Below are 11,025 nucleotides of genomic sequence, written 5' to 3'. Positions count from 1 at the left end.
AAGCTATAATCACGTTGTGTACGTTTAACTCGTTGTTCTCGTGCATGTTCCATAAAATAAGTCTCTTAAGGTGTAAACTTATTTCAGGACGGGACAATCTACGCATAAAAAAAGCCAGTCTACTGACTGGCTTTTTTTATGCAAACTGAAGAATGACAGTATGAAGAGTGCATATTGGTATTTTTCTAAATAATGAAGATTCATGTGAATAGTGTGAAACTAATCGCATTTTATGGGTATAATGTTATGGCATAACAGATGATTAGCTCAATATTCTGTATTTTTTTCGGCTTCTGTATACAGGCTATTGGGCAGACAAACATGTAGAGTGTAAACAGATATGTTAGTTAAAATTGAAGATGGCTTTTATTTAAATACCATTCATATTATTGCTATTCGTATTGCGAAAAGTGCTGAACTGGGAACATTTCAAGTCAATGTTGAATATAGTCCGCATAACCATCAGGCTTCGGGTTTATTTCAAAAAACTTTTATGCAACAGTCGGCAGCAGAGAATTATTTGCAAAATTTGCATCAGCAGATTAGTAAAAGCTAATGAAGTTAACGAGTTCCGCCAAACAAAAAAGACTGCTTCGGCAGTCTTTTTATTTAAAACAATACTTAAACTTTTACGATCAGCACAGGTATCGGAGATTGTGTAAGAACATTCTGCGCCACACTACCTAACATCATCTTTTTAAAACCTGTACGGCCATGTGAGCCCATCAAAATCAGGTCTGCACCGACTTCATCGGCCACATGAATAATACCTTCAGAAGGAGAGATGCCGCGAATCACTTTGGTATCCACCTTAATTTCATCACGGTCAAATGAGAGCTTTACTTCGGCTAAACGGTCTTGAGCGACTTTTTCAGCATGTAGGAAATAGTCGGTGATGGCTGGTGCAACTTTATAGAAGTCGACACCGACAAATGGATCGACGGCAATCACACTCATGAGCGTTACACGGCTATTTAAATCTTTGGCCAACTCAAGTGCTTGTTCAACAGCAGCATAAGACATGGGTGATTCATCGACGGCAACCAAAATGTGTTTGTAGCTCATTATCTTCTCCTTAATGGGGCACCTTTATGCGGATTATTTTGCAGTACATGCGAAATCAATTCACATAAAGACGCGTTATAGTTGATTAAGCTTTAACAATGAGAACTGGGAGCTCAGTAGACTTGAGAATATCTTGAGCAAAGCTGCCTAATAGGAATTTTTGAAAGCCTTTACGGCCATGTGAACCCATTACAATCAGGTCATTTTTTAGTGAAGCGGCTGCTTCGACCACAGCATCTTCAGAGACTTCACCTTTGATGATTTTAGACTGTGCTGTTACACCTTGTTCTTGTGCAATTTGAACAGCATCCTGAAGGGCTTTCTCAGCATTGTTGTAGGCTTGTATGAAATAGTCTTTCATGATTGGAGAAGTATAGTAAAAATCAGCATCTTTGAGAGGGTCTTCAGCAACTAAGCTAATCAATGTGAGTTGACTGCCAAAAACTTTGGCAATTTCAGCCGCTTGCTTAACCGCAGAAAAAGAAATTTGTGAACCATCAACAGGGACTAAAATATGTTGGTAAGCCATCAAAGGGACTCCTTTTTGTATAAGATTTAGTTCTTAATTTATTGATAACACACTGCCATTAAATGTTCAATTTTGATCGGGCTAAAAATTGAAAATTCATGAAATTTAAAGAAAATAATTCAAAAAAAAGCCGATTTACCTGTCCAAAATCTTGAGTGAAAAACTCAAGTTTCAGATTTAAAGCGATATTCTTTAAAAAATACTTTTGGATTTTAAATGAGACTGAAATGAGATCTTTTTAATCATGCGGTGTGATAGAGATTGTATTAGAATCATTTGAAAAAAGGGTGGGGCTGAACAGTATGATTTTTCAATCAATAATAAAAGTACTGGGTACTGTTTTCATGGTTGTGCTATTGAGCGCGTGTCAAAGTGTAGAAAAGAACACCAAACTGATTGCGGGAACATTCAATACAGCAACCAATATTCAAATGAAAATGCTAGATCGCTTTGCGCCTCCCGATGTCATTGTACATAATAATATTCCATATCAAGCTATCCCTGAGCTGAATGTTGATATCTATCAACCCCAAAATATTGAACAATTAAACGCAATGCCCACGGTGGTTTGGATTCATGGCGGCGGATGGGTTTCGGGGTCAAAAGAGCATGCGCGAGGTTATTTTAAGCTTTTAGCTAATCAAGGCTTTAACGTGGTCTCGGTACAGTATCAGTTTGCGCCTGAGGCTATTTATCCCACTCAGTTACAGCAAGTCGATCATGCACTGAATTTCTTACAATTGAATGCTGCTCAGTATCATATTAACCCGAACCAACTGTATTTAGCAGGAGACTCTGCTGGAGCCAATATAGCCAGTCATTATGCTGCGCTTTTGACCAATCCAACATTTGCTCAAGCATCCAATTTTAAGCCGAGCATTCAGCCGAAACAGCTTAAAGGGCTAATTTTGCATTGTGGTATTTATGACTTATATCGCTTTGTAAACACCGCTCCTGAGGAACGTAGACTTATTGAATGGGGCGTTTATAACCTGGTTCAAGCTTATACTGGGAAGCGTAAAGAGGATGCAGCTTTTCTAAAGTCGATTTCAACCAGTGAACATATTACGTCACAGTATCCATCTGTATTTATTAGTGGAGGAAATAAAGACTTTTTATCCAAGAGCCAGTCTTTACCTTTTGTTGCGGTGCTAAAGCAGCATCAGGTTGCAGTCACGGAGGCTTTCTATCCAGACTCTAAGGAGTTTTTGGTGCATGAATATCAGTTCATGATGAGCAAAAAAGCGAGTCAGATCACCTTTGATCGAACCATTGATTTTATAAAGCAAACCTCTAGGCCGACTGAAACAAAATAAAAAAGTATGCAGAAAGCCTTGTTTAGTTTTTGCTATCTTAATAACATACCGACCGATCGGTATGTTTGTTGTTGAGTTTCTGATGAATCCTATATTAATGGCTTATGCTTTGCTGGCGATGGCAATTATTTCTGAAGTGATTGGTTCGACTTTTTTGGTAAAGTCGGAAGGTTTTACCAAGCTATTGCCTTCTTTGGCCGTGGTAATTCTATTTTCGTTGGCATTTTATTTATTGTCTCAAGTGATTAAAGTAATTCCATTGGGTATCGCTTATGCGATTTGGGCGGGTGTTGGTATTGTTTTAACCGCTCTGATTGGTTACTTTGTTTTCCGACAAAGTCTAGATTTCGCAGCAATGATCGGTATTGCACTGATTGTTTCTGGTGTGGTCGTGATTAACTTATTTTCAAACTCAACAGGGCATTAAGTTCGATGCAACAAGCAAGTCCACGTAAAAAGGCCCCAGAACAGGTTCGCCAAAGTATCCTACAGCATGCGATCTGTTTGGCTGCTGAAAAAGGTGTGACTGGGGTTTCCATACAAGCGGTGGCCGATTTGGTTGGTGTGAGTAAGGGTGGTGTTTTTCATCATTTTTCAAACAAACAAAAACTACTAGAAGCGATGGTTGTGGAACAGCTTGAACAATTAGATCGTGTTGTTGATGAGTTGATTAGCCAAGACCGAGATCGTTATGGTTGCTTTACCCGAGCATATATTGAAATTACTTTGGAAAAGCAGGTGTTAGGTTTAGAGCATTCTTGGTCAGCTATTTCGATGATTATGCTGACGGATCGTACCTTTAATGAGTATTGGATTGAGTGGCTAGAAAAACGTTTAGCGCGACATCAGGATACAGACAATGATTTGGAGCTTAAAATTCTACGCTATGCTGCAGATGGCATTTGGCTCACAGCATTTACCGAGGTGGAAAATCTGTATGAGACCATGCAGCTTAAGCAAGAATTGATTCAACGAAGTTATCAGCATTAATTTTTCAAGTTAGCAATATTTGAAAATAAAAAAGCACCCATCGAGGGTGCTTTTTTATATGAGGGCTTAAACTTTTTTGGCTTTAAACTTAAATATAAGCATAACTGCAAAACCAAAGAGTAGTCCCCAAAAGGCAGAACCAATACCAAAGAATTGTACTCCAGATGCGCTAAATAAGAAGGTCATGAGAGCTGCCTCACGGTCTGATACTGCTTCAAATGCAATCGCGATGTTATGACTAATCGTGCCAAACAAAGCAATACCAGCTAAGGCTGTAATAAAAATTGCAGGGAAAGACAGCAAAAGGCTGGTCAGGGTGGCTGCGAATAGTCCCATTAAGATGTAGAAGAAACCGCAGCTCATCCCAGCAATATAGCGTTTTGATGGGTCAGTGTGAACTTGTTCATCTAAACTGACGGCTGCACTAATTGCTGCAGTATTGACACTATAACAGCCAAAGGGTGCGAGTAAGGCTTGAGCGGTGCCCGTCCAACCAATCAGTTGATTGACGTGGGGGTTATAGCCATAGCTTTTAATCATGGCAATACCTGGTAAGTACTGCGATGCCATATTGATCACAAACAACGGCAGCGCTAAACCTAAAATAGCAGACATGCTGAACTCAGGTGCCATCCAAACAGGTTGCGCTAGGCTCCATGTGATTTGAGGTGTATGGAAGTCTAAGAATAACGGGCAGAGTAATAAGCCTGCAATCACTGTAATGACAATGCAATAACGTGGAGTAAGTCGCTTAGAAACAATATAGGCCGCTAGCATAGATAAAATAAAACCCCAATGATCTTGCATACTGGCGAACAATGAAATACCAAACTTCAATAACACACCTGCTAGCATGGCACTGGTTAGGCTTTGAGGGATATACGTCAGTACTTTTTCAAAGATACCGAAAAAGCCCAAAATTGCAGTAACCAAACCACAGACCAAAAATGCGCCAATCGCTTCATGCAAACTATAACCACTGCCTGTCGCAATAATTAAGGCCAGTGCTGCCGTAGACCATGATGTCGATACAGGATATTTAAGTTTCCAAGATAAAAGCAGGCCACTCAAACCAATAGCCAGACCTAAAGCCCAGAACCATGAGTTGATTTGCGTGGCATTTGCACCTAAGACTTGGGCGGATTGAATGACCAAGACTGAAGACACACTAATGCCAATGAGGAAGGTAATAAAACCTGCGAATACAGCTGGAACTGAGAAATCTTGAAATAATTTTTGCATGAAGATCAAAATATAATCTGAATGAGTGAAAATTACTATTGTTCGAGGATCATACGCTGGTTCTTGAAAAATAAAACAGCGCACTATGGATTTTTTATCGAAAATAATGAGATTATTCACGAAAATTACAGTGTAGAAAGTGCCAGTTTAAAGCCGAAGCCACAAAACAGCAGACCGACGGTCGCCACCGCAACGGCTGCAACTTTAAATTGACGATTGAAATAGCTCGCCAGCTTAATACCTGAAAAAATCAGGATACTAAGATAGGCCATACTGATGATTTGTAGAATAATGGAAAGTAAGGCAAAGCTCAGTGCTGGGTAAGCATAATTTGGGTCGACAAACTGAACAAAAAAAGACAGATAAAACAAAATAGCTTTTGGGTTTAAAAGGCTAATGGTCAGCGCTGAACGAAAAGGATGTAATGTTTGCAACGTACTCTGAACTGTACTTGCTGCAAGCTGTTGTGGGCTAGAGTTCCAGGTTTTGGCTCCTGCAATCAAGAGCTTTATACCTAAATATGACAGATAAAGTGCGCCTACAATTTTTAATAAAATAAACGGCCAAGGAAAAGCATGTAAAAGAGATGCTGCACCCAGCACGGTACATAGAATGAGGATCAAATCGCCTGTGAAAACACCTAATGCACCCCAGTAACCTGTCTTAATACCAAATCGTGAGGCAATGGACATCACATAAAGAGAATTTGGGCCTGGCAAAATCACAATTAGAGTTGTACCGATGATATAAGTACCGATATCGATAATACCAAACACAACGTATTCTCAATAAAAAAGCCGATGTTGCATGATAACAAAATCGGCTTTTAAAAGAAGAAAAATCAAGTTAAGCTGAAATTTCTTCATCTAAACCAAAAGACTGACGTAACAGTGTGTTCAGTTGTTGACGAGCTTTAATAAATCCATCAATCCCCCCTTGTAGCAGTTGCGTTGCCATGAGGTCATGTTCAATTTGATCTCTAAACTTAGTTTCACCGAGTGGGTCAAGTGGTGCTGTCGCAGGCATAACATCACTTGCAGACAGTTGTGCTTTGACTTCACGCGTATCTTGCTCAAGTGCAGCCAATAAATTAGGTGCAACAGTGAGTAGGTCGCAGCCAGCTAGTCCCAACACTTGGTCAATGCTCCGGAAGCTTGCGCCCATAATTTCTGTTTTAACCCCATGTGCTTTATAGAACTGGTAAATTTGCTTCACAGAAAGTACGCCAGGGTCTTTTTCAACGGGATAGCTTTCCACGCCTTCGGCCTTTTTGTACCAATCTAAAATACGTCCAACAAAAGGTGAGATTAAAGTGACATTCGCTTCCGCACAAGCATGTGCTTGATGCACACCAAACAAAAGCGTTAAGTTGGTATGGATGCCTTCAGTTTCCAGCACTTTCGCTGCTTGAATGCCTGCCCATGTCGAAGCAATTTTAATTAAAATACGATCTTGATCTACGCCGTAGTTTTTATATAGCGCCAGCAGCTCTTTGGCTTTTTTGATGGTGGCATTGGTATCATAAGACAGCGCTGCATCCACTTCTGTGGAAACACGACCTTCAATCAACTTGAGAATTTCAACACCAAATTTGACGGTAAGAATGTCGATTGTGCGTTCAATCAGTAAGTCATCTTCTAAGCCTTCAGCTTTGGCTTGAGCGAAAGCATCTTCAATTAATTCCTTATTTTCAGGTTGACTTGCAGCGGCTGTAATTAGAGATGGATTGGTGGTTGCATCGAGCGGACGAAATTGGTTAATCGCCGCTAAATCGCTACTGTCGGCAACAATGGTGGTTAAGCTTTTTAATTGGTTTAATGCGGTTTGTGTCATTGATCGTTCGTTCTTAAAGTTATTACCCGTAAATTATTTATAACACAAACTGCTTTTAACCCAAGTGGATTCGGACGTTTTAACAGCAGTTATTATACTTTTTTACGCTGATTTCTAATGTATTGGATTAAAAAACGTGCAGCTGCACCCAATTCACTTTCACGACTCCAGACCAAGTCTACAAAATATTCAAACTTCGGTGTGAAATCCAGCAAATCTAATATTTTGAGCTGCTTTTTGAGCTGAGGATTTTCATTCAACATTTCTAAGGGTAAAACACCCCAGCCAAAATTTTGCATGATTAAGGCGCAAGCCGAGTGATGGTTGTCTGTCCGCCAATACTGTTTGGAATAGAGCAATTCTGGTTTAATGCTTTTATCGCGACTAGCAACCACAATTTGACGACTGTGTTGGATTTGTTCAAAGCTGACTTGTGGAAATTGCGCCAGAATAAAATCTTTATTGGCGACGGGAACTAAAGTCTCGAGTTTTAATTCTACAAACTGTTCGCTACTTTCAAGTTGTTCACGTTCAAACATCAGTGCCAGTTGTGCTGTGCCGCTGAGTAACATTTTCTGCGCATCTTCTTGAGGTGCAGAAAAAATATTAATTTGTAGACTGGGAAATTCGGCTTCTAATATTGCGATGTAGTCGATCCATTGTATATGTAGCAGTTCAGATACCACTACAATGTTGAGCGAGGACTCCAAACAGTGGCTTAGGGCATGGGCATGCTGTTTCCATTGGTTCATTTCGGTCAGTAGTTGCTCGGTCTTTTCATACAAGGTTAGGGCTTGCGCTGTTGCTGTGGGCTCACGTCCTTCACGTAAGAAAAGTTGTAGGTTTAAGTCTATTTCCAAGTTGGCAATTGACATACTCACGGCCGATGGCACTTTGCCCAATTTTCGTGCGGCAGCTGAAAATGAGCCTGACTCAATCACGGTTTTAAAAATGATCAGTTGCTCTTGATTGATATTCATAATTTTCTATCTTTCAATTTTATTGAAAGAATCTAACTCGATTAATCAATATTATAAAAATAAACTAGCCAACATCCAATTATGAAAGAGTAATTAGAAATGTTGATTTCCAAAAGAAGGATTATTCATGCGCTCAGCTATGAAATCATCCTATTGGTGATCATTGCTGTAGCTTTAAGTTTCATATTCCATATGCCTTTAGAAGTCACAGGTGTACTTGGTATTGCCATGGCTGTCACTTCGGTCATATGGAATATGGTGTTTAACCATTTTTTTGAAAAGTTTGAAGCGAAAAGAAAGCTAAAAAGAACCATCGGCGTGCGTGCCCTTCACGCGATTGGTTTTGAAGGTGGTTTGATGCTTGCAACCATCCCAATGGTCGCATATGCAATGCAAATGAGTATTTGGCAAGCCATCGTGCTCGACTTTAGTTTAACCATGTGTATTTTGGTTTATACCTTTATTTTCCAATGGTGTTATGACATGGTGGAGGCCAAATTGGGTATTCAATCTGAAGCGCAATATTCAAATTAAAAATTAAGCCACGCAATGTCGTGGCTTTTTTAATGTGATGCGATTCTTATTTGAATTTTCTGACATTTAAAATATAAGGGATCATCAAAGCAAAAGAACCGTGAGGGCATAGTGTAAGCTACTCACTACAGCGCTAATATATGGATGTGCAAAGCCTTTTAGATAGACCATGGTTGCGCTTTTCTTTGTACTGGAATCTGTGTATGGGATTTCATCACTGATCAAAAACCAGCTTAAGCAGAAAAAGAACAACATAAAAATAAAAAACACTAAGCCTAGCGGGCTAAACATTGAACGTTGATGTGTATTCAGTCCTGCGTAGTTTTGTTTAATGTGCTGGATTTGTTGTCTGTTGAGCTGTACGCGAAAATAATTGATAAAAATAACGACAATACAGATGAAGGTACATATATAGTCAAACTACTTTATTATCCATGTGGTATTCGAAAAAAATCGAAATAATTCATCGACTTATTTGTATTAGTTTTATAATGATTTGACTATGCCAAAAAAGTCATTGAGAACTTTATGAGGGGTCGATAACTTGATGCGATGCTGGTTGGAAATATTCCTTGAAAGTTAATATCAAAATTGACCACAAGGAGTGCTAGTCCTAAGGGAATGAGGTAAAAATAATAATAGCGAATGATTGAGATAAGCCAATAATGGGGATGAATTTCGCATAGCTTTGTATTTGTTTATTTTATGATTTTATTTATAGATTGAACTGATTATTTTGACCAGTAAAAAAGCACCTCAAAAGAGGTGCTTTTTAACGGTGAAAGCGAGATTATTTTTCAATAATCGCTGTTACACCTTGGCCACCAGCAGCACAAATTGAAACCAGTACGCGACCTGAACCTTTTTGGTTGATCAGCTTCGCAGCAGTGGCAATGATACGGCCACCCGTTGCAGCAAATGGGTGACCTGCTGCAAGTGAAGAACCTTTTACGTTGAGTTTAGTGCGGTCAATTGAACCGAGTGGAGCATCTAAACCTAAACGGTCTTTACAGAATTTTGGATCTTCCCAAGCCTTCAAAGTAGACAGAACTTGCGATGCAAATGCTTCATGAATTTCGTAGTAGTCGAAGTCTTGAAGTTTAATGCCAGCACGCTCAAGCATACGTGGAACTGCATAAGCTGGTGCCATCAATAAGCCTTCTTTTTTCTCAACGAAATCAACAGCAGCCGTTTCTTGGAAGGTTAAGTAAGCAAGCACTTCGTGACCGTTTGCTTTTGCCCATTCTTCAGATGCTAAAAGTACACAAGACGCACCATCTGTAAGTGGGGTTGAGTTACCCGCAGTCATGGTACGCGCATCGCCTTTACCAAAAGCTGGTTTGAGCTTAGCAAGTTTTTCAACCGTAGAGTCAGCACGTAAGTTGTTGTCACGCTCTAAACCTAAGAATGGTGTGATGAGGTCATCGAAGAAACCTTCTTCGTAAGCCGCAGCCATTTTTTGGTGTGAAGATGCAGCAAGTTCGTCTTGTGCTTCACGTGCAATACCCCATTCAAGCGCAGTAATAGCTTGGTGATCACCCATAGATAAACCTGTGCGTGGCTCACCATTTTTTGGCGCATCCATTAAGTCTTTTAGATTGATTTTAGTTAAAGCTTTTAAACGGTCTTTACCCGTTTTTGCAATGTTGAGTTCAAGAAATGCTTTACGTAAACCATCACCAAATGCAATTGGTGCATCAGAAGTCGTGTCTACACCACCAGCAACACCGACTTCAATTTGGCCCAGTGCGATTTTGTTGGCAACTAAAAAAGCTGCTTGTAAGCCAGTGCCACATGCTTGCTGAATATCGTAAGCAGGTGTTTCTGGTGCAAGTGCAGTGTTTAGTACACATTCACGGGTCATATTAAAGTCACGGCTGTGCTTAAGCACCGCACCAGCAACAACTTCACCAAGGCGCTGACCTTGAAGATTAAAACGTTCAACAAGACCGTTTAGCGCTGCTGTGAACATATCTGTATTCGAAGCGGTGAAATATGCGCCATTTGAGCGAGCGAAAGGAATACGGTTACCACCGATAATAGCCACGCGGCGAACAGTGTTTTGACTCATGGTTTGATCCTGTTGAACAGCAGTTTGAGTTTTTAGTTTTGAAGCATTTGTAGAAGAAGCGGAGCTTTTACTACGAGTTGACGCAGCACGAGTGCGAGTCGGCTTAGTCGTGTTATTTACTGATTGGGTTGTTGTGCCAGTACTTTTAGTTCTACGCGGTGTACTTTTTGATGTATTTGACCCAGTTTCCGTAGCAGAATTTTCCACTGCTGGATTTTCTTGAGTTGTTTTGCTCATAAGGCTTTTCCAAGCATGTTAATCTATTCTTAGGGTGTACATTAGCATATTATAAAAAGGGCTGAATTGACTAGAATGACATTGCAACAGGCTTTCAGGTCAAGACATATCATCTATAACTCAAGTATGATTCTATAGAAACCGATGGAAATATTGAAATATAAGACTCTAGACATCACTTTGAAGTTAAAAGGATATCTTTGAATCCATCAACAATTCATTTGTATG

General features: G+C 39.8%; 12 protein-coding genes. 5 read left to right on the top strand and 7 right to left on the bottom strand.

Going from position 1 to position 11,025, the window contains the following annotated elements:
• Positions 1-340: 340 nt before the first annotated feature.
• A complete protein-coding gene (locus ACG9ZB_RS11910; protein WP_419325981.1) occupies positions 341-556 on the top strand; it encodes a hypothetical protein in 216 nt (71 codons plus the stop codon).
• Between the two features lie 65 nt (positions 557-621).
• Here ACG9ZB_RS11910 and ACG9ZB_RS11905 read toward each other — a convergent pair whose 3' ends face one another.
• Both ACG9ZB_RS11905 and ACG9ZB_RS11900 read right to left on the bottom strand, forming a co-directional pair.
• A complete protein-coding gene (locus ACG9ZB_RS11905) occupies positions 622-1,065 on the bottom strand; it encodes a universal stress protein (RefSeq protein ID WP_419325980.1) in 444 nt (147 codons plus the stop codon).
• 85 nt (positions 1,066-1,150) lie between these two features.
• The gene (locus ACG9ZB_RS11900; protein WP_419325979.1) at positions 1,151-1,594 is read right to left on the bottom strand and encodes a universal stress protein; all 444 of its coding nucleotides are present in this window, start codon (positions 1,592-1,594) and stop codon (positions 1,151-1,153) included.
• Positions 1,595-1,896: 302 nt separating this feature from the next.
• On the opposite strand from ACG9ZB_RS11900, the gene ACG9ZB_RS11895 reads away from it, so the two are divergent.
• The 3 genes from ACG9ZB_RS11895 (at position 1,897) to ACG9ZB_RS11885 (ending at position 3,900) form a co-directional block, all read left to right on the top strand.
• Positions 1,897-2,910 (top strand): alpha/beta hydrolase, encoded by a 1,014-nt coding sequence (locus ACG9ZB_RS11895; protein WP_419325978.1) that lies wholly within the window; start codon positions 1,897-1,899, stop codon positions 2,908-2,910.
• A gap of 82 nt (positions 2,911-2,992) precedes the next feature.
• On the top strand, positions 2,993-3,337 hold the full coding sequence (locus ACG9ZB_RS11890; protein WP_419325977.1) for a DMT family transporter: 345 nt from the start codon (positions 2,993-2,995) through the stop codon (positions 3,335-3,337).
• A 5-nt stretch (positions 3,338-3,342) separates the two neighbouring features.
• Complete coding sequence (locus ACG9ZB_RS11885; protein WP_419325976.1) at positions 3,343-3,900, top strand: TetR/AcrR family transcriptional regulator; 558 nt, start codon at positions 3,343-3,345, stop codon at positions 3,898-3,900.
• A gap of 66 nt (positions 3,901-3,966) precedes the next feature.
• On the opposite strand, the gene ACG9ZB_RS11880 is transcribed toward ACG9ZB_RS11885, so the two are convergent.
• The 4 genes from ACG9ZB_RS11880 to ACG9ZB_RS11865 all read right to left on the bottom strand — a co-directional run bounded on the left by ACG9ZB_RS11880 (position 3,967) and on the right by ACG9ZB_RS11865 (position 7,955).
• Complete coding sequence (locus ACG9ZB_RS11880; protein ID WP_419325975.1) at positions 3,967-5,142, bottom strand: benzoate/H(+) symporter BenE family transporter; 1,176 nt, start codon at positions 5,140-5,142, stop codon at positions 3,967-3,969.
• A 125-nt stretch (positions 5,143-5,267) separates the two neighbouring features.
• Positions 5,268-5,918, bottom strand: coding sequence for a leucine efflux protein LeuE (gene leuE / locus ACG9ZB_RS11875; protein WP_419325974.1), 651 nt, complete (start codon positions 5,916-5,918; stop codon positions 5,268-5,270).
• A gap of 70 nt (positions 5,919-5,988) precedes the next feature.
• Positions 5,989-6,975 (bottom strand): transaldolase, encoded by a 987-nt coding sequence (tal, locus tag ACG9ZB_RS11870; RefSeq protein WP_419325973.1) that lies wholly within the window; start codon positions 6,973-6,975, stop codon positions 5,989-5,991.
• Positions 6,976-7,067: 92 nt separating this feature from the next.
• Positions 7,068-7,955, bottom strand: coding sequence for a LysR family transcriptional regulator (locus tag ACG9ZB_RS11865; RefSeq protein WP_419325972.1), 888 nt, complete (start codon positions 7,953-7,955; stop codon positions 7,068-7,070).
• 99 nt (positions 7,956-8,054) lie between these two features.
• On the opposite strand from ACG9ZB_RS11865, the gene aceI reads away from it, so the two are divergent.
• Positions 8,055-8,489, top strand: coding sequence for a chlorhexidine efflux PACE transporter AceI (gene aceI, locus ACG9ZB_RS11860; protein ID WP_419325971.1), 435 nt, complete (start codon positions 8,055-8,057; stop codon positions 8,487-8,489).
• Positions 8,490-9,279: 790 nt separating this feature from the next.
• On the opposite strand, the gene ACG9ZB_RS11855 is transcribed toward aceI, so the two are convergent.
• Positions 9,280-10,797, bottom strand: coding sequence for an acetyl-CoA C-acetyltransferase (locus ACG9ZB_RS11855; RefSeq protein WP_419325970.1), 1,518 nt, complete (start codon positions 10,795-10,797; stop codon positions 9,280-9,282).
• Positions 10,798-11,025 lie beyond the last annotated feature (228 nt).

The organism is Acinetobacter johnsonii (genome assembly GCF_048551975.1).
Lineage (GTDB): Bacteria > Pseudomonadota > Gammaproteobacteria > Pseudomonadales > Moraxellaceae > Acinetobacter > Acinetobacter johnsonii_A.
Note: the sequence above shows the minus strand (reverse complement) of the source record. Positions and strands in the feature narration are given on the sequence as shown.

Coding starts and splice junctions, on each gene's coding strand:
- ACG9ZB_RS11910 (WP_419325981.1), top strand. CDS start 341: ATGTTAGTTAAAATTGAAGATGGCTTTTATTTAAATACCATTCATATT.
- ACG9ZB_RS11905 (WP_419325980.1), bottom strand. CDS start 1,065: ATGAGCTACAAACACATTTTGGTTGCCGTCGATGAATCACCCATGTCT.
- ACG9ZB_RS11900 (WP_419325979.1), bottom strand. CDS start 1,594: ATGGCTTACCAACATATTTTAGTCCCTGTTGATGGTTCACAAATTTCT.
- ACG9ZB_RS11895 (WP_419325978.1), top strand. CDS start 1,897: ATGATTTTTCAATCAATAATAAAAGTACTGGGTACTGTTTTCATGGTT.
- ACG9ZB_RS11890 (WP_419325977.1), top strand. CDS start 2,993: ATGAATCCTATATTAATGGCTTATGCTTTGCTGGCGATGGCAATTATT.
- ACG9ZB_RS11885 (WP_419325976.1), top strand. CDS start 3,343: ATGCAACAAGCAAGTCCACGTAAAAAGGCCCCAGAACAGGTTCGCCAA.
- ACG9ZB_RS11880 (WP_419325975.1), bottom strand. CDS start 5,142: ATGCAAAAATTATTTCAAGATTTCTCAGTTCCAGCTGTATTCGCAGGT.
- tal (WP_419325973.1), bottom strand. CDS start 6,975: ATGACACAAACCGCATTAAACCAATTAAAAAGCTTAACCACCATTGTT.
- ACG9ZB_RS11865 (WP_419325972.1), bottom strand. CDS start 7,955: ATGAATATCAATCAAGAGCAACTGATCATTTTTAAAACCGTGATTGAG.
- aceI (WP_419325971.1), top strand. CDS start 8,055: ATGTTGATTTCCAAAAGAAGGATTATTCATGCGCTCAGCTATGAAATC.
- ACG9ZB_RS11855 (WP_419325970.1), bottom strand. CDS start 10,797: ATGAGCAAAACAACTCAAGAAAATCCAGCAGTGGAAAATTCTGCTACG.